28 protein-coding genes and 1 other RNA gene are annotated in these 26,709 nt (G+C 45.5%); 12 read left to right on the top strand and 17 right to left on the bottom strand.

The window, feature by feature from the left end:
• The first annotated feature begins 25 nt into the window (after positions 1–25).
• Both AC5LIL_RS07110 and AC5LIL_RS07105 read left to right on the top strand, forming a co-directional pair.
• Positions 26–1,084: a GTP pyrophosphokinase gene (locus tag AC5LIL_RS07110; protein WP_274664382.1), complete on the top strand. Its 1,059-nt coding sequence runs from the start codon at positions 26–28 to the stop codon at positions 1,082–1,084.
• An 88-nt stretch (positions 1,085–1,172) separates the two neighbouring features.
• Positions 1,173–1,610, top strand: coding sequence for a MarR family winged helix-turn-helix transcriptional regulator (locus AC5LIL_RS07105; protein ID WP_074034413.1), 438 nt, complete (start codon positions 1,173–1,175; stop codon positions 1,608–1,610).
• 91 nt (positions 1,611–1,701) lie between these two features.
• On the opposite strand, the gene AC5LIL_RS07100 is transcribed toward AC5LIL_RS07105, so the two are convergent.
• The 5 genes from AC5LIL_RS07100 to AC5LIL_RS07080 form a co-directional block, all read right to left on the bottom strand.
• Positions 1,702–2,349 carry a class F sortase gene (locus AC5LIL_RS07100; protein ID WP_339963086.1) on the bottom strand — a complete coding sequence of 216 codons (648 nt, stop codon included), beginning with the start codon at positions 2,347–2,349 and terminating at the stop codon, positions 1,702–1,704.
• A complete protein-coding gene (locus AC5LIL_RS07095) occupies positions 2,294–3,091 on the bottom strand; it encodes a DUF4397 domain-containing protein (protein ID WP_499825309.1) in 798 nt (265 codons plus the stop codon). The genes AC5LIL_RS07100 and AC5LIL_RS07095 overlap by 56 nt, the downstream gene beginning before the upstream one ends.
• A 248-nt stretch (positions 3,092–3,339) precedes the next feature.
• Entirely contained in the window at positions 3,340–4,047 is a 708-nt protein-coding gene (locus AC5LIL_RS07090) for a glycerophosphodiester phosphodiesterase (protein ID WP_499825308.1), read from the bottom strand.
• Positions 4,044–5,516, bottom strand: a complete 1,473-nt coding sequence (locus AC5LIL_RS07085; RefSeq protein ID WP_499825307.1) for a carboxypeptidase M32 — start codon at positions 5,514–5,516, stop codon at positions 4,044–4,046. The genes AC5LIL_RS07090 and AC5LIL_RS07085 overlap by 4 nt, the downstream gene beginning before the upstream one ends.
• Before the next feature lie 74 nt (positions 5,517–5,590).
• Positions 5,591–7,123 carry an FAD-dependent oxidoreductase gene (locus tag AC5LIL_RS07080; protein ID WP_499825306.1) on the bottom strand — a complete coding sequence of 511 codons (1,533 nt, stop codon included), beginning with the start codon at positions 7,121–7,123 and terminating at the stop codon, positions 5,591–5,593.
• 193 nt (positions 7,124–7,316) lie between these two features.
• On the opposite strand from AC5LIL_RS07080, the gene AC5LIL_RS07075 reads away from it, so the two are divergent.
• Together AC5LIL_RS07075 and putP are read left to right on the top strand one after the other, a co-directional pair.
• Positions 7,317–8,288: a D-alanyl-D-alanine carboxypeptidase family protein gene (locus tag AC5LIL_RS07075; RefSeq protein ID WP_499825305.1), complete on the top strand. Its 972-nt coding sequence runs from the start codon at positions 7,317–7,319 to the stop codon at positions 8,286–8,288.
• Positions 8,289–8,625: 337 nt separating this feature from the next.
• Positions 8,626–10,107 (top strand): sodium/proline symporter PutP, encoded by a 1,482-nt coding sequence (gene putP / locus AC5LIL_RS07070; RefSeq protein WP_214782866.1) that lies wholly within the window; start codon positions 8,626–8,628, stop codon positions 10,105–10,107.
• Between the two features lie 50 nt (positions 10,108–10,157).
• Here putP and AC5LIL_RS07065 read toward each other — a convergent pair whose 3' ends face one another.
• The 8 genes from AC5LIL_RS07065 to rnpB form a co-directional block, all read right to left on the bottom strand.
• Positions 10,158–10,463, bottom strand: a complete 306-nt coding sequence (locus AC5LIL_RS07065; RefSeq protein WP_083600139.1) for a hypothetical protein — start codon at positions 10,461–10,463, stop codon at positions 10,158–10,160.
• Positions 10,464–10,478: 15 nt separating this feature from the next.
• A complete protein-coding gene (locus tag AC5LIL_RS07060; RefSeq protein ID WP_499825304.1) occupies positions 10,479–11,033 on the bottom strand; it encodes a hypothetical protein in 555 nt (184 codons plus the stop codon).
• A gap of 79 nt (positions 11,034–11,112) precedes the next feature.
• Entirely contained in the window at positions 11,113–11,934 is an 822-nt protein-coding gene (locus AC5LIL_RS07055) for a YihY/virulence factor BrkB family protein (RefSeq protein WP_499825303.1), read from the bottom strand.
• 102 nt (positions 11,935–12,036) lie between these two features.
• Positions 12,037–13,455 carry an alanine/glycine:cation symporter family protein gene (locus AC5LIL_RS07050; RefSeq protein WP_499825302.1) on the bottom strand — a complete coding sequence of 473 codons (1,419 nt, stop codon included), beginning with the start codon at positions 13,453–13,455 and terminating at the stop codon, positions 12,037–12,039.
• Between the two features lie 59 nt (positions 13,456–13,514).
• The gene (locus tag AC5LIL_RS07045; RefSeq protein ID WP_499825301.1) at positions 13,515–14,426 is read right to left on the bottom strand and encodes a Gfo/Idh/MocA family protein; all 912 of its coding nucleotides are present in this window, start codon (positions 14,424–14,426) and stop codon (positions 13,515–13,517) included.
• Positions 14,427–14,470: 44 nt separating this feature from the next.
• Positions 14,471–14,653 carry a hypothetical protein gene (locus tag AC5LIL_RS07040; RefSeq protein ID WP_074034388.1) on the bottom strand — a complete coding sequence of 61 codons (183 nt, stop codon included), beginning with the start codon at positions 14,651–14,653 and terminating at the stop codon, positions 14,471–14,473.
• Positions 14,654–14,770: 117 nt separating this feature from the next.
• A complete protein-coding gene (locus AC5LIL_RS07035) occupies positions 14,771–15,937 on the bottom strand; it encodes a THUMP domain-containing class I SAM-dependent RNA methyltransferase (RefSeq protein ID WP_499825300.1) in 1,167 nt (388 codons plus the stop codon).
• Positions 15,938–16,062: 125 nt separating this feature from the next.
• Positions 16,063–16,430: RNase P RNA component class B (gene rnpB / locus AC5LIL_RS07030), an RNA gene on the bottom strand.
• Between the two features lie 120 nt (positions 16,431–16,550).
• Between rnpB and AC5LIL_RS07025 the strand changes: the two genes are divergently transcribed.
• Complete coding sequence (locus AC5LIL_RS07025; protein ID WP_499825299.1) at positions 16,551–16,955, top strand: hypothetical protein; 405 nt, start codon at positions 16,551–16,553, stop codon at positions 16,953–16,955.
• 44 nt (positions 16,956–16,999) lie between these two features.
• Here the strand turns inward: AC5LIL_RS07025 and AC5LIL_RS07020 are convergent, their stop codons facing one another.
• Together AC5LIL_RS07020 and AC5LIL_RS07015 are read right to left on the bottom strand one after the other, a co-directional pair.
• Positions 17,000–18,451, bottom strand: a complete 1,452-nt coding sequence (locus AC5LIL_RS07020; protein WP_499825298.1) for a S8 family peptidase — start codon at positions 18,449–18,451, stop codon at positions 17,000–17,002.
• An 82-nt stretch (positions 18,452–18,533) separates the two neighbouring features.
• Positions 18,534–18,941 carry a hypothetical protein gene (locus AC5LIL_RS07015; RefSeq protein WP_499825297.1) on the bottom strand — a complete coding sequence of 136 codons (408 nt, stop codon included), beginning with the start codon at positions 18,939–18,941 and terminating at the stop codon, positions 18,534–18,536.
• Between the two features lie 170 nt (positions 18,942–19,111).
• Between AC5LIL_RS07015 and AC5LIL_RS07010 the strand changes: the two genes are divergently transcribed.
• From AC5LIL_RS07010 to AC5LIL_RS06990, 5 genes are all read left to right on the top strand, one after another.
• Entirely contained in the window at positions 19,112–20,005 is an 894-nt protein-coding gene (locus AC5LIL_RS07010) for a hypothetical protein (protein WP_427372768.1), read from the top strand.
• A 70-nt stretch (positions 20,006–20,075) separates the two neighbouring features.
• Complete coding sequence (locus AC5LIL_RS07005; RefSeq protein ID WP_499825296.1) at positions 20,076–20,741, top strand: response regulator transcription factor; 666 nt, start codon at positions 20,076–20,078, stop codon at positions 20,739–20,741.
• Positions 20,738–22,084 (top strand): sensor histidine kinase, encoded by a 1,347-nt coding sequence (locus AC5LIL_RS07000; RefSeq protein WP_499825295.1) that lies wholly within the window; start codon positions 20,738–20,740, stop codon positions 22,082–22,084. Before AC5LIL_RS07005 ends, AC5LIL_RS07000 begins: the two co-directional genes overlap by 4 nt.
• Positions 22,085–22,151: 67 nt before the next feature.
• Positions 22,152–23,165, top strand: a complete 1,014-nt coding sequence (locus tag AC5LIL_RS06995) for an ABC transporter permease (protein ID WP_499825294.1) — start codon at positions 22,152–22,154, stop codon at positions 23,163–23,165.
• Entirely contained in the window at positions 23,162–23,800 is a 639-nt protein-coding gene (locus tag AC5LIL_RS06990; protein ID WP_214748942.1) for an ABC transporter ATP-binding protein, read from the top strand. Before AC5LIL_RS06995 ends, AC5LIL_RS06990 begins: the two co-directional genes overlap by 4 nt.
• On the opposite strand, the gene AC5LIL_RS06985 is transcribed toward AC5LIL_RS06990, so the two are convergent.
• A complete protein-coding gene (locus tag AC5LIL_RS06985) occupies positions 23,790–24,200 on the bottom strand; it encodes a hypothetical protein (RefSeq protein WP_499825293.1) in 411 nt (136 codons plus the stop codon). The two genes, AC5LIL_RS06990 and AC5LIL_RS06985, sit on opposite strands and share 11 nt — an antisense overlap.
• 179 nt (positions 24,201–24,379) lie before the next feature.
• Here AC5LIL_RS06985 and AC5LIL_RS06980 point away from each other — a divergent pair, with 179 nt between their 5' ends.
• On the top strand, positions 24,380–25,303 hold the full coding sequence (locus AC5LIL_RS06980) for an alpha/beta hydrolase (RefSeq protein WP_499825292.1): 924 nt from the start codon (positions 24,380–24,382) through the stop codon (positions 25,301–25,303).
• Here the strand turns inward: AC5LIL_RS06980 and AC5LIL_RS06975 are convergent.
• Complete coding sequence (locus tag AC5LIL_RS06975) at positions 25,236–25,931, bottom strand: CPBP family intramembrane glutamic endopeptidase (protein WP_499825291.1); 696 nt, start codon at positions 25,929–25,931, stop codon at positions 25,236–25,238. The genes AC5LIL_RS06980 and AC5LIL_RS06975 overlap by 68 nt on opposite strands.
• 86 nt (positions 25,932–26,017) lie before the next feature.
• On the opposite strand from AC5LIL_RS06975, the gene AC5LIL_RS06970 reads away from it, so the two are divergent.
• Positions 26,018–26,701, top strand: coding sequence for a lytic transglycosylase domain-containing protein (locus AC5LIL_RS06970; RefSeq protein ID WP_251125600.1), 684 nt, complete (start codon positions 26,018–26,020; stop codon positions 26,699–26,701).
• Positions 26,702–26,709 lie beyond the last annotated feature (8 nt).

Raw genomic sequence — 26,709 nt, 5'->3', positions numbered from 1 at the left:
AAGACAGCGAAAAGGAGTGAGTGACGTGCCTAAACAAGATCTGAATACAATCATGCTGGAATATTTGAATGAAAAAGAAGATTATGAAGCGTTTGCCACAAAACTGAAAGCGCTCCTCAGTGAATTATTGACGGAAGCCGGGATCCAGTTTCATTCGATTGTCGCCCGAGCGAAAGAAGCGGATAGTCTCTATGCCAAACTCTCGCGTAAACCATACCAATACCGTTCGTTACGCGACGTCCAAGACCTCGCCGGGATTCGGATCGTTACTTACTTTCATGATGATGTTCGAGCAGTCGCACAAATATTAGAGGATGAGTTTACCATTGATCGAGAACAATCGATTGATAAATCGACTCTACTCGATGCGAATGAGTTCGGTTATTTATCGGTGCACTACGTCGTGGAACTAAGCGAGAAAAGACTTGCACTCGGGGAGTACCGACGCTTTGCAGAAAAAGAAGCGGAGATTCAGGTCCGTTCGATTCTACAACATGCCTGGGCTGAAATTGAGCATGATCTCGGTTACAAAAATCCAAATGCCGTCCCTCCTGAAATCAAGCGTAGTTTCAGTCGTGTCGCCGGGCTTCTCGAGATTGCTGACTCTGAGTTTGTGAACATCCGTAAACAACTAAGGACATTTGAACAAGAAACAGTTGAACAAATCCTCGATTCTCCTGAGAAAGTAGCCATTACTCGGGACAATTTAAACTATTATATTGCCAACGACCAAACCGTTGAAAAATTGGATCAAGCCATCTTCCAAAGCGAATGGTTACTCGAAACTGATCTTTCGGCAATCGTGGAACTGACTCGGATGTTCCATTATGCAGATATTCGAACGTTCAAAGATTTGAACGACACGCTTTCGACCTACTTCACGCAAGCCATTCAATGTGCGACCTTACTCCCTTCTTCCCTTTTACCAAGACAAGGGATGGGTGTCGTCTATGCCGTCCTGGCCAAACTATTGGCAGAAGGTGATGATCCGCAGATTGAATTCTTCTTTAGACGTTTCTATCCAGATTTGAAACATTATGAGGAAATCATTCAACAAATCCGTTCAAAAGACGAGCCTTTATAACTTTACAGACAACATGTTTTTAATGTAGAATGTTTCTATGTTCTGAAGTATATATGAATAATATTATCACTAGGAGGTAGTTTCGAGGATGACAACACCTGTACCAACTGCTTCACGTCGTCAGCTCGTCGCTGATGCTGAACGTGGGATCCGGATGAACTATCGCGGAGTGAAAAAAAATCTCCGTTCGATGTTCTCACAATATTTGACTCGTAATGAATTCTTCATTCTACGTTCTCTTTGTCAACAGAGTCCTCAAATCGCCTCTGCTTTGTCGAATGAGTTTCAATTTTCAGCTTCAATGATTACAGCACTCGCTGATGAGTTGACGAAGAAAGGATTAATCTCTCGTGAACGCAGTGAACGAGACCGCCGTGTCGTCGAACTTCAAGCGACAGACGAAGGTCGCGAGTTGTTCGAGACGTTAGAGAGCATGAAAATTGAATACTTGATGGATGTATTTACTGATTTCTCTGATGAAGAACTCATTTTACTCTCGAAATTATTAGACCGCATGGATGCTTAATCCATGAACAGACCTCAGCCGATGGTTGGGGTCTATTTTTTATGAAACATGAAAAAGGAGATGCAAAACGTTTGTTTGCATCTCCTTGCTGTCAGTTTGTTTCAATCAGGTGTGCCGTGACGACAATCCGGTCACGATACCCAAGATTTTCATCGTATGGCCCTGCACATGTAATCAGTTGAATCCGTTTCGCCTGAGTCGCCGCAAAGATTGATGCAAGCGGGACTTGATCAAGGCGATATTGCTTCACACTGACTACTTCATACGTTGCGACTTGACCTTCCGTCTGGAGCGTCACCAGTTCTCCTAGCGGAAGTTGACCAAGATTTGCAAAGATGGCGGGACCGTTCAAGTCATCAAGATGACCCGACAAGACGACATTTCCAGTCGCCCCTGCTTTCGCACCATACTGATACCAACCGACTTGATCCACTTTAGACGGTGTATCCATTCGACCAGCCTCATCTTTCCCGACCGCTTCAATCGATGCGTCGACATCAATTGATGGAATGACGAGTCGTTTCGGGATAAAACTTTTCGAATGAAACGATTGTCTGTCGACCTGTTTAGAGGTCAAGACGAGTGGTTCAGCGAATTCGGCCGTCGGCATGACAAATGGTTTGTCTGGCGCTTCAGCTTGAGCGCCCGTCACTAGAAAAGTGATGGTACCTAGAAAGAACAGCTTAAGCGTCTTGCTTCTGACGACGAAAGACGAAGAATCCAGCCGCTGCTGCTCCAACTACTACTGCTGCGAGCAACCAGTTCATTGACGCTGTTTGAGCGAGGCCACCTTGTCCTGTTTCAGGGGCCATCGCCATTTCTCCACCATCAGCGGCAAGGAGTACTTCAAACGCTGGTTCTCCTTCAAGGAGTCCGATTGCGAATGCTGTATAGTTCTTACCACCTTCGAGTGCAACTCCGTCAAGTGCTTTCACGACATCCGTTGCTCCTGCTGGACGAACTTCAAGGTCATACGTACCAGCATCGAGTGTGCCATAATCACTTACTGCTTTGAACTCGAGGTTCGAGAAGAGTGGGTCTCCACCTTTAGGTGCGACATCCACTGCTGGCGCATCTGGTGCAAAGTGTGCGACGCGGACTTTTGATTTACCGTCTTCGAAGTTCGCATCATCTTCCATTGCAGCGATTTCGATGTTTTCAAGTTGACCGATCGCAGCAGCTGTGTAGAATTTGCCTGCTTCGATTGAAAGGTCTGCTGCGACGACGACTGTTTCTGCGTCACCTGCTGGCTTGATTTCAACGTTGTAATCCCCTGCAGGAAGTGTCAAGTAGTCAGTGAGATCCTTGAACTCTGCTCCCTCGACCGCGACTTCCCCATCCACATACACGTCAACTGCCGGTGCATCAGGTGAAGCATGTAGCACACGGACCATCGCATTTTCATGTCCATCGGCGTTAACCGGTAGGATGAAAGCGAAGGCCAGTGCTAGTGTACCCAGTAAAGACATCAACTTCTTCATGTGAAATTTCCTCCTTTTGTCTACGGTAACCTACGACTTGCATACAACAAGTGTGATGCAGTGCTACATGGTGTGCTACATCTGATTGCTATGTAGCTCGGTGACATCTTAAACTTAAGACAATCCGACAGTGACGTAAAGGGTACACTATGTTCCGAATGTGCTCCTATATGCTAGCGCATGAAAGCGCAACCTTTACATAAATTGTAGTTCCCTCCCATCAAATTATAAAACCCTTCAGTCGGCGACTAAAGGGTTTTACTTGCCCATTCGATATCATTGACGAAAATGGCGTCGACTTCTAATGCTTCGCAACGCTCGAGTTGTGCATCTGTCTTGATCGTATAGGGTCTGACAGGCACGCCGTTCTGTTGTATTTCTCGAATCTCTTCATCGGTAATGCGATCGATGTGTGGATGGACTGAATCGGCGCCAACCAATTCGAGATATCCAACGATGTCAAATAGCGGCTGTGCGAGTAAGATGGCAGCCTCGATGTCTGGTCGCATCTTTTTCAATCGGTGAACTGTTTCGTGATTGAATGAAGAGAAGAGGATACGAGACGGGTCTATGCTCAACGAATCGATTGTGTCGAGCAACCGGGATTCGATTCCAACGTATCGCAGCACATCGGTCTTCACTTCAAGATTTAATCGAATCGATGTATCCCTCACAAGTTCGAGAAGTTCTTGCAGGGTCGGGATGGCCTCTTGTTGGGAAGATCGAACTCCGGCGTTAAACCTTCTCAGTTCGTCGAGTGTGTACGAAGACACTAACCCGCTCCCGTCCGTCGTACGTTCTAGCGTCTCATCATGAATGAGAACGAGCTCACCATCTTTGGTCAAATGAACATCTGTTTCAATCCCATCTGCCCCCGTATCCAGTGCGAGTCTGAACGCCGACATCGTATTCTCCGGTTGTAGTGCCATCACACCACGATGCGCGAATCGCTTCATTTGCCTACGGTCTGATACTTATCAGTCAAATATCGAACAAGTGGTTGAACCGAGATTTCTTGACCTGTCACTTGCTGGATGAGTTCATTCGGCGTCAGACGTTTTCCATATTGATGGACGTTCTCTTGGAGCCATGTTTTGATCGGCTCAATCTCACCATCTTGAATTAGTGTCTCAAATTGAGGAAGGTCTGCTTTCAATGCCTCCGTTAACTGGGCTGCATAAATGAGTCCGAGTGCATAACTTGGGAAGTAGCCAAACGACCCACCCGCCCAATGTACATCTTGAAGAACACCTTTTGCATTCGATGGAACATCGAGACCAAGATACTCTTTATACTTCTCATTCCACGCGGCCGGAAGCTCGTCTACGGATAACGTTCCTTGAATGAGTGCTTTCTCGAGTTCATATCGGATGATGATATGAAGGCTATACGTCAGTTCGTCCGCTTCGATTCGGATAAGTGAAGGTTTTGCCTCATTCACCCCACGATAGAACGTATCAAAATCGATGTCACCATATGCCGGATAGAGCTCTTGCAGTTTCGGATAGACGCGGCGTAAGAAAGCTTCACTCCGACCGATAAAGTTTTCAAAGAAGAGCGACTGTGATTCATGGATTCCCATCGATGAGCCACCGCCTAGCCCGAGCTCGTCAAGCATTGGGTCGATTTGTTGTTCATACGTCGCGTGCCCTGCCTCGTGCATCGTTCCGAACAAGGCATTACGGAAATCAGCCTCATCATATTTCGTCGTGATTCGTACGTCGCGACGGTTGATCGTGATCTCAAACGGGTGCACCGTCGCATCGAGACGACCACGGGACAAATCGTATGCAACGACATTCATCCAGTCATGACAAATCTTTTCTTGAATGTCTGCCGGCATCGACCAATCTAGTGAAAGTGACTCTTTTGGAAGCTGTTGAATGAGCGGCACCAGCTCGTCTCGGAGAGAAGCGAACAGCTGATCTAACAATTCGACGGTCATCCCAGGCTCATAGTCATAAAGCAGGGCATCGTATGGATGCTTCTCATAGCCAAAATATTCCGCAAATTTTTGTTGGAATCCGATGATCTTTTTCAAATATGGAGCAAACATGTCCCAATCGTTTTGATTCTTTGCTTTCTCCCAAGCCGTTTCCGCTTCAGATACGAGCGTAACGTACGCTTGATACTCATCATGAGGAATCTTTGCGTTTCGTTCATATTGCGTTTTTGCGATTTGAAGTGAACGCGATTCGACTTCAGACAGTCCACTTTCTTCAGTCATACGTCCCAATAAAGAAGCGAATGACTCACTCGTCTGTCGTTTGAACGCCTCAGTCGACAAATATCCGATTGTTTCCGCACGAAGCGGTGCCGACTGTTCCGGCATCTGAGTACGCATATCCCAATATAAAAGAGAGATTGCTTCATCGAACGCACGCAATTGCTTAAAATGCTCACGCCATTCTTTTGTTAGTTCCATCTGTCATTCACCCCTATGTGTTGTTCTGTTCTCTTTCTACTTTATTATAGCTGTCAACCTTTGCCTATACTAGTTTACAAATCTTCTCGCATCTTGTAGGGAAGTGGTTTTGTCGCTGGACCTTCTAGGACGGCTCCTTTTGCATCAAAACGAGACCCATGACAGGGACAGTCCCATGTCCGTTCCGCATTGTTCCATTTCACCGTGCAACCGAGATGGGTGCATGTCAGATTGACTACGTGACAATGGTTGTCTAAATCTCGATATACCCCTTTTGTCTGATGGTCCACTTGCACGATTCCGCCTTCGTCTAGTTGAAGGTCCTTGACACCCCGGCGTTCGAGTACGCGCTCCATGTTCCCTTTTGCGAATTGTGTCGCCGTATCGAGATTGGTTTTGACAAATGAGCCGACATCAGTCGGTTTGACGGTTTTCCGAAGTGGCGACACCAACTCCGAAAATCGATTCGGCTGACCGGTAAGTTGATCCGCGATTAAATTCCCTGCTGCAATCCCGTTTGTCATCCCCCACTTCAAAAATCCCGTAGCAAGAAAAAGATCCGGTTCTCGTTTGAACATTTGCCCGACATAGGGAAGCGAGTCCAACGTGATGAGATCTTGAGAAGACCAGCGATACGACGCCCGATTCGTTCCAAAATAATGTTGTGCATCACTCTCCAGACGATCATAGCGACTTCGGGTGTCCGTCACCTGTCCCGCTGTATGTCCTTCTCCGCCAATTAATAAATACGTTTTTTCATCATCTACATATGACCGATACGATCGACTGTTTTGGTCAACACTTAAATACATCCCTTTCAGCGGAGCTGTATCCGTTTCACAAGCGACGATATAGGAGCGCTCTACTGAAAATTTTGATACGTATAGGCCGCGTAGGTCATTGAACGGATAATGAGTCGCAATCACGACCTGATTAGCCTGAACCCTTCTTCCTGTAGCAGTCGTGACAATCGGGCGTGGCCCTTGACTCACATCTAACGCCCTCGTCTGTTCATAAATCTTCCCACCCAGTCGGACGAATCGATTTGCCAATTCACGTAAGTACTTAACTGGGTGGAACTGTGCTTGCTTTCGAATGACAAGCGCTTGATGAATTGGAAAAGGAAGCGTGTTTCTGACCTCCTCCGTCGCCTCCCCTCCGTCAAGTTTCAACCGACGATAAGCATCTAGTTCTCTAGACAGTTCTTCACTCGGTTCCGTTGAATATAAAAACGAGTCTTCTATCGAATAGTCACATTCAAATCCTTCATCGATTTGCTTTTGGAGATAGACGAGTGCCTCTGCATTAAATTCGTAGTATAGTCGGGCTGTCGTTTCATCGAAATGTCGAATCAGCTTCTGATATATCGCTCCGTGTTGGACAGAACACTTCGCCGTCGTATGTCCGGTCGTGCCGTGACCAATCTCTAGCGCTTCTAAGAGCGTTACTTGTTTTCCACGCTTTTGGAGTTCATAGGCACAGACTAGCCCGGCGATTCCGGCTCCGATGACGACAACTTCAGATGATTCCGAAGCGGTTAATGGTGGATACAGTGTCCCGGTGTCATGTTGTCGCCAGATGGAGTTCGTGAACGGATAACGTTGCATGGCATATTCCCCTCTCATTAATGGCATTCATACCTCTATACCCGATACACCATCGTTTCATCATCAATCATTGACCTAGTTCTTTATTTTATCGGCGCAATAAATATGCGTTTTCTATTATCTTTATAGAGTAACGATAAAGGAGGGACTTGTTTTGACCCGTAGAAGGAGACACCGAAGAAGAACGTACATCATGCGAAGAATGGTTGCAGCGGTCGTGTTGCTCGGAATCGTCGCACTGATCCCGACATTGGTCGGATTTAAGCAGGATAAAGAAGCACCGACACCCGCTGAAACTGCGGCTCCCAAAGTCGAACCGATGAAACAAGGTCCCGTGTTCCCTGACATCGAGATGGGAACTTGGCAACCAAGTGAAACGATGTTACTCAATAACGAGGACATTCCAGTCGGCGCGATGACTTTCGTAAATGTAGATAAACAGGAAATCTTGATTGACAAAAATGCTGACGATCGCGTCTTCCCAGCCAGCACGACAAAACTGATGACGGCTTTACTCGCTTACGAGAAAGCATCTGCGGCAAACGAACTCGATCAGCCCCTCATTTCGATCCAGACCTCAACACTCGACATCCCTTGGGACAGCCACATCGCCCATCTTGCGATTGGTGATACATTAACGGTACGCCAGGCGTTATACGCCACGCTTCTTGAATCAGGAAATGATGCCGCAAACAGTCTGGCAGAATATACGAGCGGTTCGACCGAAGCATTCGTTCAATTGATGAATGAACGGGCAAATGTTCTTGGATTAACAGGTACCCATTTTGTGAACGCACACGGATACTCCGATCCAAATCACTACACGACTGCGAACGATATGGCCAAAATCACATACGCATTTAGTACATATCCTGAACTCGTTGAAATTGCTGGTACATATGAATTTAAAGCTGAATTCAATGACAAAGACGGAAATGGCAAACGACGCTGGTGGTATCACCTCGGCTCATCCGTCAATGAGAGAAGTATCCATTACTCAAAGTATGTGACCGCTACGAAAACGGGGTATACCGATGAGTCGGGTTATACAATGGTGTTTATCATGAAACATCAAAATGAGACGTATATTTTGGTCACTATGCAAGCAAAATCAGGACAAACTTTCCCGACGATGCGTCTTGTCGAAGAGAAGGCTTTTCAATAATGTAAGAAAAGGGCATGTAAATCCATGCTCTTTTTTCGTTTTTTCTGAAAAAACAACACCTAATGTTACAGGAATGTTACATAAAGAAGTCCTCAACATTTCAAATATTCAGAATATTTAAACTTTTTAATACCTTATTTTCACTCTCATCCGTTGATATGATGGGCTTTAGAGCCATTTTTCTGAAAAGGTGACAGTTTGCAATCATTTAAATCGTTCGGTAAGGTAAGACACAAGTTCGCCTTTTCAACTTTTATTATTGACTGTGTGATGTGTTCACACAATCGCGAACGAGTTTGATGAAATAGATTTTCTTAACTTAATAGGAGGTAATTCAATGCTATGGCAAGAATGGGTATCAATCGCGCTTTATCTCGTGATGATGCTTCTTATCGGATACGTTGCGTATAAACGAACGACCGATTCATCAGATTATATGTTAGGTGGCCGTAAAATGGGGCCAGGAGTTACAGCCATGTCAGCCGGAGCTTCGGATATGAGTGGTTGGATGTTAATGGGACTACCGGGTGCAATGTATGCAACTGGACTATCAGCAATTTGGTTAGCCGTTGGATTGGTCATCGGAGCTTACTTGAACTACTTGTTAGTTGCTCCACGACTTCGCGTCTTCACAGAGATGGCGAACGATTCGATTACGATTCCAGACTTTTTAGAGAATCGGTTCCGAGATCACTCGAACTGGCTACGGATCCTATCTGCATCCGTCATCATCATCTTCTTCACGTTCTATACGTCAGCCGGACTCGTTTCTGGCGGGAAGTTGTTTGAAAGCTCATTCGGATTAAACTATCAGACAGGTGTCATCGTTACAATTAGTGTCGTTATCTTGTATACCCTCTTCGGTGGGTTCACGGCAGTTAGTTGGACAGACTTCGCACAAGGTGTCATCATGTTCTTGGCACTCGTGCTCGTTCCGTTTGTTGCTTTAACGGACCTCGGTGGAGTAGACACTGCTGTCAACTCTGCAACGACTATCAATGCCGACTTGTTTGATCTCTTCAAAGGGACAACGACACTCGGAATTATCGGTCTCCTCGCTTGGGGACTTGGCTACTTTGGTCAGCCACACATCATTGTTCGCTTTATGGCAATCCGTGATGTGAAATCATTAAAAACAGCACGTCGTATCGGAATGAGCTGGATGACCGTATCAATCATTGGTGCAGTCATGACAGGTTTCGTCGGAATCGCTTATTTCCGTGGACAAGGAAATCCACTCGGTGATCCGGAAACAGTCTTCATTCAATTCTCAGAAGTCTTGTTCCACCCGTTCATCACTGGATTCTTGTTAGCCGCAATTCTTGCTGCAGTCATGTCGACTGTATCATCACAATTGCTTGTTACTTCATCTGCTTTGACAGAAGACTTCTATCGTAAGTTCTTCAACAAAGAAGCAAGTGAAAAAACAATGGTACGTGCTGGACGTATCGGTGTCTTGCTCGTCGGATTTGTGGCGACGCTTATGTCACTCAACCCATCTAGTACAATCTTGACACTTGTTGGTTATGCTTGGGCCGGTTTCGGTTCTGCATTCGGACCAGCAATCCTGTTATCACTCTACTGGAGCAAGATGACACGCCAAGGTGCCCTCGCTGGTATTCTTGTAGGTGCCATCACGGTTATCCTTTGGATCGTGACTGGACTTTCAACAGTCCTTTACGAAATGGTTCCTGGCTTCTTCTTAAGTATGTTGGCAATCGTACTTGTCAGTAACTTTACAAGCCAGAAAGAACAGAAACGCATCAACCGTGAATTCGGTGAAATGGAAGCTGAATTGGCAGCTGCGAAAAAAGAATAATCCAGATCAATTTAAAAACTCGGTCCCTTCGAAGGGACCGAGTTTTTGTATTACATCGATGCTGCGATTAACCAGACACGAATCACAAACGGCACGAGCACCAACACGAGCATCGCATTACGCATCCATTTGCTCCGATTCCAGTAATACGCCATCAACACGAACGGATGAAGTGCGACCAGTTCATATGGGTTGAACCAGAACCATGTGATGATTAAAACAATCAAATAATAAAGAACCGACTTTTCTTTCGTTGATCGATACTCACGCCACATGTCATACGCCCCTTTGAAGAACGCAATGAATGTCGCAATCCAAAACAAAATGACAATGATATTGTCGAATCCACTAAACAACTGAGTAACCACCTTTTAGGAAGCATTTTCTACATAAAAACCGCCCCAATAAATATGACGGTACGTAAACTCTTTTCCACTCTCTACAGTAATCACAATTTCATCTTCCGTCAATACGAGGACGTGAACAGGTACTTCTCCTTGGCGTAACATCGGGCTAAACAATTGAAATTGTTTATTGAGCCATTTGCGTTCTGAGAAATTTTGATAATGATGTAGCGCAAGCATCGGATGACTCAAGTATGCGGCCCCAACGATCGCGATGGCGATAGGTGGAGCTCCAATTTCCATCAAGAATGTGAAGACGAGAACGAGTGACAAAACTGAATAGCCAAACTCAACCAATTCCATTAAAGAAGCACGACTGGCGATGACATATTGTATCACGCGAAACATGAGATACAATATGATACTCACAATTAGAAACTCAGAGAATGGCGAATGGCGAAACGATACATCCAAATAGAACAAGACAGGTAACAGGAGGATCCATTTCCACAGATGTAAGGCGAGGTAAAACAATGATTGATCGATGAAACGACGATTGTGTACGAGCCGTTGCATATCCATGTTTCCCACCTCCGCTTAGATGATGTGACCTTACGTTACCATTCCCTATTCTTTTAAATGATAACTAGCATTTACACGTCTAACGAAGTTTTTCTTTCCTCTCGATTAATGTTGCGTTTAGGAGTCCTCCTAGCAAAATCACAGAAGCAGCAAGGTAAAACCAAATCAACAAGACGATGAACGCTCCGAGTTGACCGTAAAACTGTTCGTAGTTCGCGAACTGTGAATAGTAGCTGAACACGTTTGAAACGATGAGGATTCCTACAGTTGCAAATGCCGCCCCAGCCCAACTATTCTTGAATGTACCTGACACACTCGGTAACCACTTGTAGACGAAGATAAATACGGTAAAGAGTAAACCCGTCCCAACGATCCATCTAAAATAAAACCAAATCTGGGCATAGGTCGTGACGATCTCATCGATAAACAAGATATATGAAGACACTTCACGTAGTGCCGTTTCGATCACCGGTACGAGTAATGAGAACGGGAGTACAAACATGAGTGCCAATGTGATTGCGATGTCTTGCAAGACCCCTCTCCAAAATGCCTTATTTCGGACTGCCCGATAAGCATCGTTTAATGCCCGGACCAACGACTGCACAGCAATCGATGAAATCCAAAGAGCCGGCAAGATACTAAATGATGCCAATTTCAATTTAGAGTTATCAAAAATCGCTTCAATATTCCCTTCTAACAGCTTATAACTGGCTTCAGGCATAATGAGTGATAACGCTTGAATCACATCACCGCTCGTAAATGGTAAAAACCCGACAATCCCTAATACGAATAATAAGAATGGGAACGTGGATAAAATGAAGTAATAGGCCAACATGGCAGCTTGGTCAAAGAAGCGTTCTGTAAAAAAACGCTTGACGACTGTCGATAAAACTTGTTTCATCTTCATTCTCTACTTTCTTTAATATAATATAAATGCGGTATTTGAAATATTATTGTTAAAATGAAGGAGAGGCTTCCGGTATCGGAAGCACTCTCACATCGGTTAACTGATTTCTTCTTTTTTTGCTTCCCACGCTTCGATGTGTTCTTTTCCAGGAAGGTCGACGCCATTTTTGAAGAATTCCGGGTCTCGTCCTTCTTTCTTCTGGGCCATGTAGTCATCGAGTAACGTCTTCGCGACTTTACTCAAGCGGAAGATCGCATACATGTTGACGAGCGCCATGAGTCCCATAAAAATGTCAGCGATGGACCAGACAAGCCCTGCCGACCGTACTGAACCAAACATGACCATACCGACGACTGCAATCCGATAGATGATGAGATAGCGTTTCTTTTCCGAAATAAACTCAATATTCGTTTCACCATAATAGTAGTTCGCCAGAATGGAACTGAAGGCGAAAAGTAAGATGGCGATGGTCATGAGCGTCGTCGCAATCGGTCCAATCTCGACGAGAAGTGCCTCTTGCGCAAGTTCAATCCCTTGGAACGACTCGGACCCTTCGACACCCGAGATCAAGACGATCATCGCCGTCGCTGTACAGATGAACAACGTGTCCACAAAGACGCTGAGTGATTGGATCAATCCTTGTTTGACAGGGTGACTGACTTCTGCCGTAGCTGCCGCATTCGGTGCAGATCCCATCCCCGCTTCGTTCGAGAATAGTCCACGTCGAATTCCTTGAAGAACAGCCGCACCGACCGCACCACCGAACAACTGCTGGAAACCAAGTACACCTTCAGAGAAGATGGCCGAGAAGACTTGCGGTACGACATCAAGATTCGTCAAGACGACCCAAATGGCCAGCAAGATATAGCCTCCTGCCATGATTGGTACGATGATTCCCGATAATGTTGAAATGGAACGAATTCCACCGAAAATGACGATGGCGGTGACGACTGACAGAATCAAGCCGACCCATACCGTGTCGACCTCAAACACATTGTTCACGGAGAGTGCAATGGTGTTGGCTTGTACTGAATTGAAGGCAAAACCGAACGCAAACGTAATTAAGATCGCAAACACAATGCCGAGCCACCGTTCTCCGAGCGCCCGTTCGATGTAGTAGGCCGGTCCCCCACGCCAAGCCTTTCCATCATGCACTTTGTACACTTGGGCAAGCGTGCTCTCAACAAATGCCGAGGCCGCTCCGATCAAGGCGATGAGCCACATCCAGAACACGGCTCCAGGACCTCCTAATGCAATCGCCGTCGATACACCGGCAATGTTTCCGGTACCGACACGTGCCGCAGTCCCGATTGCGAACGCTTGGAAAGAAGAAACTTGACCTTTCTCATGTTTAAGTCCTTTGACAAATAGTAGTTTGAACATCTCAGGTAGCATTCGGAACTGGACGAACCCCATCCGAATCGTAAAATAAAGACCTCCTGCAATCAATACGAAAATGAGAAGGTACGACCATAAATAGTCATTGATTTGCATAATGAGTTCACGGATATCCAACGAAATCGCCTCCTTTTATCGGGTTTTTACCCGCTCTGAATCTGACAGAAACAGTGGGTTCACTGCACATTTTTAAGAATTTCTTCACATAGACGATGTGTCTCTAAACTATCCTCAGCTAGGACTGACTTGTTCGCTTCCCCATTTAACAACTTGATAAAGTCATCAATCAAGTCGATAAAGCCCCGACGCTTTAAATTTGACTCCCACGGATCGAGCGGCCACTCTTTTATCCCGTCGACGCCATAGTCTATGACTCGTTCGACGTCCCGTGTGACACGTTTCACAGATGGAGACATGACTTCCATCACTTCTTCCGTGCATCCATTATCCCGGTTCATCCAGCCGATTGCTTCAATTCCACCCGCCTGAAAATGAATCATCACCTGTTTCAACACATCTCCTTCATAACGCGGCGTGACAGACAAGCGTTCGACAGGGTGAAGGTCCGTCAAATAACGAAGCGTATCGACGACGTGCACAAAGTCCTCGATGATAAATTCTCGAAGTGTCGCCGGTTTATACGTTCTGTTCTTTTGAATAAGTATCATGTTCTTTTGTTCGAGTTGTTTAAGCGCCTCTGTCGCCGTAGCAAATCGGCGATTGAAGCCCGTGACAAGATGAGCGCCCTTCTCTTTCGCAAGTGCAACGAGTCGCTCGGTCTCTTCTAGCGTGAATGTGATTGGCTTATCAATGAAGACATGCTTCCCTTGCCGTAAACAATATTCGGCTTGCTCGTAATGGACAGCTGTCGTCGAATGAATCATGACGGCATCGATTTGCGTCATCGGCACGGCTTGAAGGTCCGTATATCCTCCTTCGAAACGATAGGTCGATATGATGTCCTGTAACTTCTCTTCATCCCTTGAGACAAGATACACGTTCACGTTCTTTAATCCGGCATATACTGGCAGATACGCTTTTTTGGCCACGTCACCTATGCCCACTACTAAAATATTCAATCTGTTCACTCCTTTAAGTCATATGTAGAAAGCCCGAAGCGACTGCCCCGGGCTCATGTAATAGATACAATCTCAAAACTGGTGATCGGTTCACGAATCGCGTCGGATACAATCTGGTAAGCCGCATTTAGTTCCTCTTGATTATTTAAATCTGGCACCCGGTCCATCTCTACCTCGACCGTCCGAGTGTTCTGTTCTTTCGCGTGTAATTGATATTCAACGGTATACTTTTGCATCACATGTCCCCCTCTAATTATACATATGTTATGTATAACCTGTTCATCGAATGATGAAACAAGTGAGTTGGTTCATCGGAAGCAAAAAAATGACCGCTCGCTAGAACGGTCATTCGTTTATGACTCCGATTTTGGTGACGCGTCACGATCTGGTCGTGGACGACGTTTTCCAAAGTACTGATAATATTGAGTTTCGATGTTACCGTTGTACAACTTCCGACGTTTCGTCGCTGGGCGACCATATGCTTTTTCGAAGTCCTCATAACTCGTCAGCATGTAGACGCTGTATCCAGGATACTTCGCATATTGTGCGCCGATGCGCTCATACAAGTCGATGATTTCTTCTTCTGACTGAAGTCGTTCCCCGTAAGGCGGGTTACCGATGATGACGCCGTACTCTTCTTTCGGTTTCAATGCGGCCGCATCACTATGGACAAACGTGATCGCATCACGGACATCGGCGAGTCCCGCGTTTTCTTTCGCAAGTTTCACCATACGCGGGTCGAGGTCGATTCCATAGATTTTGAGCGGTTTATCCCACTCCGCTTTCTCGTTCGCTTCGTTCATGGCTGCATACCACGCTTTTTTCGGGATACATGTCCAGTCCTGAGCGAAGTATTCGCGATTGATACCCGGCGCGATGTTCCGTCCGATCATCGCCGCCTCGATTGCGAGTGTCCCTGAACCCGTGAAGACATCATAAAATGGCATATCTGGACGCCAGTTCGTCAATTGAATCATTGCCGCCGCCATCGTTTCTTTAAGTGGTGCCTGTGAATGCAACTCACGGTATCCTCGACGGTGGAGCGGTCCTGACGTATCGATTGTGATTGTCGCTACATCTTTTAATAAAGCGACTTCAATCGGGAATTTCGCACCTGACTTCGGCAACCATTCCCCTCCCTTATGATAGCCACGTTGCATCGCTTCGACGATTGCCTTCTCCGTGATTTTTTGACAGTCCCGAATTGAGAACAGTTTCGATTTGACCGAGCGACCGTCAACCGTGAACGCAGCGTCCCACGGCATGAGATCTGTCCACGGCAATGCCACAACCCCGTCGAATAGTTCTGTGAACGTTGTCGCCTTGAACTCCGCCACGACGAGTTTGACACGGTCTGCCGTACGCAACCACATATTTAATCGTGGAATGTCTTCCATCTCCGCATCGATGTAAACTCGACCATTCTCGACTTCACATGTGTATCCTAAGTCTCTTACTTCTTTTGCAACGAGTGCCTCGATTCCCATCGCTGCTGTCGCAATCAGTTTACGTTTTGCCATCTGCAATCGCCTTCTTTCTACATTAAAATCTTTCACTCATACTGTAAGTTGTAAAAAAATCATGAAAAAAGGAGCTCAAGTATATGTGCTTGAACTCCTTGTCGTTGTCAGTTGAGACTATGTTGTCCTGTAAGCCATGTTCTGTACTCCGGTGCTCATAGCGGTCTCCCTGGCACGATGGAGTGACAATCATCTATCTGCGCACATCGGCGCCCTCCGTCCCGTTCGGTTCCGGTTCGGAAGTTCCCCTACCATAGTTTGGGTTTCTCGCTCGTGGGGTTTACCTCGTTCCACTCTGAACGTTTCCGATCAGACTTCGTCACTGTGGCACTTTCAAGAAGCGTACACCATATCCGAGGACTTAGGTGTTTCTTCTGCCGTCAACTTGCGTTGCCTACACTTATCTTTTCGTGTAGCACGATCACTACAGCCATCACAGGCTGTGCGAGCATGGACTTTCCTCAAAACTTGCGTCCCGCGATTGTCCAGACCTCATAGTCACTTCAACCATTGTAGCGGAAATTTCAACGATTGACAACTGAAATTCGAAACTTGATTTTACATTCAGTCAGCGCTAAAATAAGGCGTGTTCAATGAATAAGGAGGGATTTTGATGCATCAAGATGCAAAAAACGGTTGGATTCAACGTCTGACTTATGTAATAGAAATCGATGACATTAAAGTGCTCCACCCGAACAACGGCGTGTTCGCCTTCTACCGAAATAATCGTCTCGTCCGAGGGTTCGAACCGTTCGATATTAAAGCACCGAACGAACTCTCGAAACGATCTTATCATTTTGACCATCATAATTTAGCACACTTAGAAGAGCGTTTCCCTGACACGATTCCGGTGTTCGACGAAACCCTTGAAACGCGTCGCGCTTGGAGTGATCGGGTTCGTGTCGGATTATGCGAAATCATCCGCGATGGCAAACTCAGTTTTGAGCATATTGACGACCAAGGAAATGTATTAGAAGCGAGTATCCGTTGGTGTGGAGAAGCCATCACCATCGATTAAATTAGATTAGCCGTCTCTCCTTTCGGAGTAGACGGCTTTTTTCTTTATAATGATTCGACAACTGGCGGTTCTTCCTCGACCGCGGGCGGTGTATAACTCGCCGATACGACTTTTTCACGCACATCTGTCGGCTTTAGAATCACCGTCAACGGTTTTGTCGTATCTCCTCTCACCGGGAACGTCCCGGCAATATGGAGGGCTTCATACATTTTGTTGCCATCCGCATCGAGAACGGTAACAACACCTTTACGAGACGTACGTAAAGTGAGTTTGTTCCCTTCGGCATTTAATACAGAAACCGAAGCTTTTACAGTATTCACATACTCAATCACTTTAGAATCTTTGCGAGAAAACTTTCCGTCAGTGACTTTTGCTACTAATTTATATTTTCCACTTGGTAACCAATCTCCACCGTAGTACATCGTAAAACTTTTATTTGGAGTTAGTGTTTTTACTTTTTTTCGACCTGAATATAGCTCGTATGTCACTTTTAAGTTTTTATGATTAATTACGCTTAAATTCACATCATCTATATACCGTTTTTGCCATTTTGATGATGATGATATTTTCAAAGGGAGTGGTGTCGCTTCAATTAATTTTTTAGTATTTAATGCTGTATAACTTTTTCCTTTTTCACGTGGCATTTTCGAAATCAAAGTATTAATCTCCATAGGTGTTAAGAAAGGGTTTATTGATTTTACAAGCGCAAGACTTGAAGAAACCATTGGCGCAGCCATAGATGTTCCGTCCATATAAACAAAACGGTTGTTAATCCCTAATGACAAAATGTTGACTCCGGGTGCAACAATTTTGACATCAGCATTCATATTGCTGAAATCAGCAATTCTATGACGTGAATCGATTGCTCCAACTGCAATCACTTCTTTCATGCTTGCCGGAAAGGAAATTTTATTTTGTCCATCGTTTCCAGAAGATGCGACGACTATTACTCCCTTGGAGTGAGCCTGTCTTATCGAGTTTGCCAAACGGCGATCATAATAATCTCCACCTAAAGAGATATTTATAATACTAGCACCATTTTGAACCGCCTTATCAACTGCTTTCGCAACTGTCCATGAGTCCGTATACTCTGAGTTTTTTCCGTAAAACACATTGTAAAAATGATATCGAACATTAGGTGCGATACCAGCTATACCAAAAGAATTGTGTTTTCCCGCCATAATACCTGCAGTATGTGTACCATGATAATCTACGCTATATGGACCTTTCATCGAATTGATAACTTTTGCTACGTTTTTTAAATCTTTATGTTTTTGGTCTGCAGAAGAATCAATAAGTGCGATTGCAATATCAGATGTTCCTCGAGTATTATTCCAAGCACCATCTATAAAAGATTGTTTAATGTAGTATTGATGATTAATATGTGGTTCTTTTACGACATATCCGTGTTTTTCTAAAACAACTGGTTTTTCTGCATAAGTTGTAGTCGGTATGATAAACATAGCGATTGATAAGATTATCAAAATCTTCTTCATTTTTGCACGCTCCATTCAAACAAATGATTGATAATCATATTATCGCAAACACACCATTGTATTTACCTGTTTTTAAATTAAATTACCAATAGCTCGGTTCATCAGGATGTAACATCTCATATTCGACAATTCGTCCGATGGTCAAATAAGTATAGTACCGAGCCAGTTCGACTCGACTTGGGTCAGGACGAAATCCTTCTAAATCTTCTCCTAGCGGAGAGCCGTCGATTGTCTCGAACTGCTGACAAAAAAAAGAATCTGTTTCCGTATCCCAGACGATACGATCACCGATATATCCACTTCCAAAGCGAATGTAGTCGATGATGGACGGGACGATGACTTCTGCTGGTAAACGTTCACTCATCCGTCCAACTAGTTCGTATCTGATCCGGTCTGCCTGATCCGCTTCTTCGAGGGAGACACATTTTAATACTTCTTTATTGATTTCAATCAAGACAACATAATCACCAGATTCGATGGAGAGCTTCATTGTCTCACCTCACTTTTTCATTCCTTTATCCGATTCTCTACACATTACTATTCGTGATGGTCTATGGAAATCCTGTCCATTCCGCATTATTTTCCAAATCTCAGTTGAATTCGCAACGATTGCATGGTTTTTGATATACTATTCGTATGAATCTAGAGAGGAAGTGCACCATGGCCAAACGACCGTTGACCCCTCGTGAAAGTGAATTGATTGCGACCGCTTTGTATGTGGTCGAGACGATTCCATACGCAGGATATATCGATCGTCTCGAATCTCTCACGCTACGAGACATCGCTGATGACTATTTGAATGGTACACTACCTGCCGCAGACGCGATTGACGCGCTTGACCAATATATTTATGTGCGACGCCATCGTTTCAAAAATGTGACACCCCACAACCTTTGGACGTTGGATGACCGCACCGAACAAGAAGCGCTGCGTCACATCTCGAAACGACCTGAGTTGAAAAAAGGACAGACACTGAATAAGCGGAATCAACCGTTTCAAGTCGGACAAGACATTGAGTTCAAAGTGGACAAACATGTCGATCGGGGGCAGTTCCGAATTTATATTGGAAAACAACAAGGGTATACATGTAAAGCACAGTCTAAAGAGCGGGACAAAATGAAATCAATCACGGGATGGGTCACTCATATCGACCCAAAAGACCGATTGGTATTTGTCAACGTCACGGATTTTGGACGCTTGCCGATGGAACAGTCGATGAAGCAGGAGCTCGAATCGATGAGTGGCTCATTACTAGGGTGGTTCGCGACGGCGACCCTACCTTCCGAAGAAGAGGCTCTACTTGCAAAACAAATGATTGCCACCCTTCAACGCCGCGATCAACCGTATTGGTTTACGTTGACAACCGCCCTTAATCATCCAAGACCAGAACACGTCAAACGATGGGGAACAGTCGTGAATTTGCTCTTAAAAGCATCAACGGGCGATCAAAAAGCGATTCAGACATTAGAGACACAAGAAGATAAGTACTTCAAAGATGCATTTATCCGTGCGCTTCGCGCCTTGCACGAGGAAATGACGAAACAATTGAACTGATTCGACTCGAGGTGACTTCGTATGGGTCACCTCGTTTCGCGTGTAAGTTTTATAGAAAGGAACGATTGACATGCGTTTACTCATCGTGGAAGATGACCCTTCAATTTTACGTCTTGTGAAAGAGACGTTTGAAGATGCAGGTCACGATGTTTTCATTGCAACAGACGGGAAGTCAGGCGAGCAGCTATATAGGACTCAGCCGATTGATGCAGCGATTATCGACATTATGTTACCGGGTATAGATGGTCGGGAATTGTGTCGCCGCCTGAAAACGGAACTTGATATTCCGGTCATCTTATTGACGGCACTCGGCGAATGGGAAGATAAACGTCAAGGGTTTGAGCACGGGGCAGATGACTATATGACAAAACCTTTCATCCCAGAAGAATTACTATTCCGATTACAAGCCGTTTCACGGCGATACAAGCGCTCATCTGCTTCGCGTATTCAAGCAGGACCGCTACAGTTGGATTTAACCGAATATGAAGTGAAGCTCGACGACCAATTGTTCTACCTTCCCAAAAAAGAGTTTGAACTATTGTTTCAGCTCGCTTCATTCCCAGGCAGGGTATATCGTCGCGAAGAATTGATTGAACTCGTATGGGGTTTTGATTTCCAAGGAGATGAACGAACCGTCGATGTGCACATCAAACGACTTCGTCACAGGTTCGACCACCCCGCACTCTCGATTCGGACAGTGCGCGGTGTCGGATATTCACTAGAGGTATTGAAATGAAGACATTATATACTCGAATCATTCTCACCATGTTTTTTATTCTGCTTATTTCTGGAGCCATTTCGTTATTAATCAGTAATGTCGCTTACTATACGTGGTGGCAACCTTCCTATAGTGAGAAGACTGAGACAATCGCAAAACAGGCGTCGACCTATTTCTCGGAGCATACCGATGCAGACGAAGACGCATTTTATTCGTTTTTGGCTGTGACAGGTTACCAATTGGTTGTGATTGATTCGACAAATACACGATCGCGCTATGGTGGTTCGTTTAGAGATGAATCGATTCCTGACGATGTGATTTCATCTGTCCGTGCAGGCACACCTTATCAAGGAATGCGTGATTTCCCATTTCACCTGTTCCTTTTAGGGCTATTTGATAATGAATTGACGAATACGTACGGATGGACACTCGACAACGGAGATGTCGTCTTCATTCGACCTGACCTAAGTGCCCAAATCCGAGAGCTTCACCTTTTTGTTGGCATGTTCTTCGCACTCGTAACCATTCTCGCGTTCAGCTTGATTGCGATGTCGACTCGTTCGCTCGTTCGACCTTTAAAAACGCTCACAGCCGCGACGACTGAAGTGGCCATGAGGCAAGAGCCGAAACATCTGCCTATTGAACGAAAAGATGAAATCGGAACGTTAGCGAGACAGTTCCAAGAGATGACGAATGTAATCAAGCAGACCGAAGTACGACAACGTCGATTCGTCTCGAACGTCTCTCATGAGTTTCAGTCACCCTTGACGTCACTCGTCGGCTATGCGGAAAAGTTGGCTGAAGGTACCGACGGTGTATCGAAAGAATATGCACGTGTCATCGAACAAGAAACAAGACGTTTATCTCAATTGACCAAACAACTCTTATTGTTATCGCGTCTAGATGAACATCCACCGACCCTTGCGTCGGATGTGAACGTGTTACAGTCTATCTCAGAGGTCATACAGATGAACGCATTTTTGCTCGACCAAAAAGGGATTGCCGTCATGACAGACATCCCGCCTGATGTCGTATTGAAAAGTGACCCTGTCCTTCTCGCACAAGTGTGGAACAATGTACTAGTCAATGCTATCCATGCCTCACACGATGGTGGGACGATTCGGATCACATGCACCTTCAATCCTCGGATATGTGTCTCCTTTATCGATGAAGGAATTGGAATGGATGAGGAGACGAAACGTCATTTATTTGACCGGTTTTTCAGAGGCGATGCAGCACGAACGACTCAAGGAACCGGGTTAGGCCTCGCCGTCACATCAGACATCATCGCTTTGCACGGTGGACAGATCACCCTTGAATCGACTAAAGGAATCGGGACGACGTTCCACCTTCATTTTTGATGCTGTTCATATTCCGTTCATATTGAACGATTACACTTCCTTCATAGAACTTGAAGGAGGTTTTTTTATGCAATTAGGATGGAAAGAGATGTGGCGACAAAAACGAAAGTTTTCGATGCTGTTCGTAATCACGCTCATGATCGTCATGTTAACAACCTTGATCACGGGGCTTGCCGACGGACTAGCATATGACAACGGTTCTGCCCTACACGAATTGAACATTTCAACGTATAGACTGGACAAAGATTCAGATGGTCAGTTGACGCGCTCCTTTTTGGACGTCCCAACTGATGCTTCAATTGAAACGATGAGTGTCCGTCCGCTCACGGTCACAATTGATGGAAAGAAAAAGGAGGTGACCCTCTTCGCCCTTCCTAGCGGGAGCAAGATTGGACCAGTCGAAGGTCTACAAAAAGGTGAAGTGGTCTTCGATTCGAGCCTTTCAGAGAACGTGAAGATTGGTGATACCTTGACCGACTTCGTGTCAGCGTATGACTTTACAATCGCTGGTGAGGCCCTCGGAAGATACAGCCATGGCCCCGTCCTCTATACGACAAATGAAACGTGGTTCGATTATTTACGTTACTCCGAACAACGTCCATATGTATCTGCCGAGATTGGAGCAAACGCTACGGCATCCGATACACTCACGATGAGTCAACAGGAAATCATCGAATCTGTTCCCGGTTATAGCGCCGAGCAGAGCACATTTACGATGATGCGGGCATTCTTACTGGTGATTGGAACCTTTATTTTGACCGCATTCTTTTATCTGTTCACCTTACAAAAGCTACCGGAACTCGGTATTTTGAAAGCAATCGGTCTCTCCCCACGAATCATCGGACAGGCATTGCTCTTCCAAGTCATCGTCATCGTATCATCCGCTGTCGCGGCGTCCATCGGGATGATGTATATCGCCGATGTCGTGATTCCATCGTCGATGCCATTTATCGTCGACATCGGTCACGTTTCACTATTTGGTTCCATGTTCATCATCTTATCGATTCTTGGTGCATTCCTTCCGCTCTGGAAGCTTCGCCAAATCGACGCGATTGAAATTATAGGAGGGAAAGCATCATGAGACTAGAGCATATATCTCATCAATTCGATGGACAACTCGTTCTAAATGATATTCATTTACACGTGTCACCTGGAGAATGTATCGCCATCGTCGGTCCAAGTGGGAGCGGGAAGAGTACGTTATTATATATTCTCGGTCTGCTCCGAAAACCAGATCAAGGAACATTCTCCATGAATGAACAAGATGTGTTTGATTTGGATGAAGAACAGCGACGGCTTCTCCGATTACATGAAGTCGGGTTCGTATTTCAGCAAGCACATCTGATCCCTTATCTGACAGTGCTTGAACAGCTCGAGCTCATTCAAGAAAACAAAGATACCGACGCAAAACAGTTACTAGTGAAGCTTGGATTAGAACATCGATTACATCATCTCCCGACGACACTCTCTGGAGGAGAAAAACAACGCGTCGCCGTCGCTAGAGCCTTGATTAATTCACCACAACTCATTTTGGCAGATGAACCGACGGCGAGTCTGGATTACGAGAACGGACGGCGTGTGATGGAGTTGCTGTCACAACAAGCACATCGTGAAGGACGTAGCGTCGTCGTCATCACGCACGATGAACGTATGCTCGATGTATGTGATCGTATACTGCGCGTCATCGATGGTACGTTGACCGAGGTCAATAGCTAAGCATCGGTTCACGCTGACAGATTTGACGAAGCTGATGCGTGAGCCAGCCACCAAAACGTACGGTGACCCCGATCTCTCCCTGTTGAGAGATGTCGGCACCTTCAATGACCATGAACCGCTCCGCAATATGATTTGATTCGAGTCGTATACCCGAGAGACAGGCAAACGCACGGATGACCTCTTCTGGTCGACATCCCGTCGACATTGCGATTTCCTGAACCTCGGTGTGTAGGCTCGATTTGTTATGTAGAAAATAACGATCGAGCAACAAATCGAACACGAGACCGACAATTCGTTCGTCGCCGTCACATGTCCATCTAAAGGTCACACCGCTTTCGAGTGTTCCATTTGGATTACTCAACACACATTGAATCATTCGATAGCTATCCACTCGTTCCATCACTGTTCCGATCCCCTTTATAGATTGTTTATCGATCATAGCGTGTATCATTATGTGATGCGAGAAGAGTATCGTCATATTAACTTTGAGGTTATGGCACGTAAGAGCCCAACTTACTTCAGAAAACAGCACGATTTATCTTCGTTTCGGGTACAATTACGTTGAAAGGAGTCGATCATATGCAACGAAAATGGCAAATCGGATTAGCTTCACTTTTCACTGGTTATTACGCAATCAGCTACTATGCTTTCAAACGGATGACTCGAGGGAAACGGAAAACACCGGAGATGTTACTTGCTCCATACACGGAAGAGGACCGTGCTTTCTATCATGATGTCCCATTTGAACACGTCTCCATACAGTCGAAGGATGATTTTCGACTCTATGGTCGAATTTATCGGAATGACGCTTCGACGAAATGGATTGTGTTTGTACATGGTTATACCGCTTCACATAGCTTCATGGCGCCTCATCTCGCCATGTTCCATCGTCTCGGATATAACTTGCTTGCTGTCGACTTAAGGTCACACGGGGAATCCGAAGGCGTTTATGCCTCTTATGGATATCATGAAAAAATTGATATGATTGATTGGGTCGAATGGTTGAAAACGAATGAAACAGTCGAACAAATCGGTCTTCACGGAGTCTCGATGGGTGCAGCGACGGTCCTTCAAACGACTCCGCTCACAGACGTCGATTTTGTCATCGCAGAATGTCCGTTTGACGATATGGGGCAATTGATGCGATACCAATTGAAAGAATTGCATCGGATACCGGCAGAGTTCTTCCTTCCCGGAATCAATTATTTCTTATGGTCTCGTGCCGGGTTCACCATGAAGCAAGTACAACCAAAAAAGGCCGTCACTGAAACGACGACCCCAATCTTATTCGTACACGGCTCAAAAGATGATTTTGTCCCGACGTGGATGTCAGTCGAGATGAACGCGTTGAACCGCCAAAACGATTTGCTCTTGATTGACGGAGCAGAACATACAGATTGTATGATCAAGGACGCCCCTGCATATGAAGACGCAGTCAATCGCTTTTTGCACCGACATGGATTGGTCCAGCAATCAAGTCAAGCAGTACATGCAAGACCATGACCGGCCATAAGACACCCATACCTAAATATAGTAGACCGAGACCGAAACCGACAATGCCCGTCGTCAAGATTCCTTTGACGCCTTGATAGGCATGCGCGATGCCAAAGAGTGCTCCACCAATAAGTGCAAGAGTGATGTTCGACCCATCGATATAGAGTGTGATCGTATAAAGTAGAACGCCTCTAAAGATGAACTCTTCGGTCACACCTGCTGTGACGGAGACGGCACTCCACTCCTGTTCCTCTTTCTTCGTTCTAGGCAGGAGAAGCTTTTCTAAATCAAGATCATAGTAAGGACGTAGGACACCTCGTAGTCGGGATGAGGTCTTGACTAACAAATAAAAAACGAGTGTCACTGTGACGAGAATACATGATAGGAAAAAGACTTGCCACGCCTGTTCGTTGCCTGGTTCTGGCGAAAATGTCAAACCTATTTCTGATGGCGGTACTTGAAATAAAAAAATGAGAGCTACAATCAACAAGGTCAGTCCCCATGCTGATTTAACGGTTTGGTCGTATACCCACGTCCGTCCTTTCGTCTCAGTCAATGGACGAATCAGTTTTGCGTTAAAGATTTGGACGACCAACATATACCCAATAATGGCTGTAAAAATCAATCGTTCGAGCATCCATATCCACTCCTGTCCTTCCTCTTAGCTATATGCTACACTATTCGGGTATTGTCTAAAAGCTAGGAGGCGGTATCTTGAAACGTATGATGCTGCGACTGACCGGTTTCATCATTGTACTCGTGCTTTTGCTCGGGGCAATTGGCTGGCTCGGTCAACATGATAAAGTAAACAATGGATTGTATCGAACCTATTATGGCGAGCACGGTGTACCGAACGCTAATCTCTCTGTGTATCAGGACGCCGCGGAGGCATATGACGTAGATTGGCGTCTGCTTGCTGCTGTACATCGCGTCGAGACGATCTTCTCACACAGTTCTTCGATGCGCTCCTCTGTTGGCGCAATCGGACCATTTCAATTTATGCCTCGCACTTGGCTAGGTTGGGAATATGATACGGATGATCAAAAAGGCGATGTTCCAGAAGACGAAGTCGATCTGACAGATCTGGCTTTAATCGATCAATACGGAGGTCTCGGGCGTGACGGAAATGGCGATGGCAAGGCAGACCCGCATAGTCTTGTTGATTCTGCCCATACGGCGGCGTATTATTTAAGTGAACACGGCGGGAAAAAGACGGATTCAGTCACATCGATACGGAACGCCATCTTCGAGTACAATCGAAGTGAGCAGTATGTCACTGATGTCATGACATACTATGAGAATTATGAATCAAGTGTGACGGTCATCCCGGATGAACGGGACACCTTCAGCCAACATGTCGCCTATTATACGATTCGATACGTCGAGTGGTTTAAGACACTCGGCTGATGCTTACA

The sequence above is a fragment of the Exiguobacterium sp. RM11 genome (genome assembly GCF_059821525.1).
This window is presented reverse-complemented; position numbering and strand designations above follow the sequence as displayed.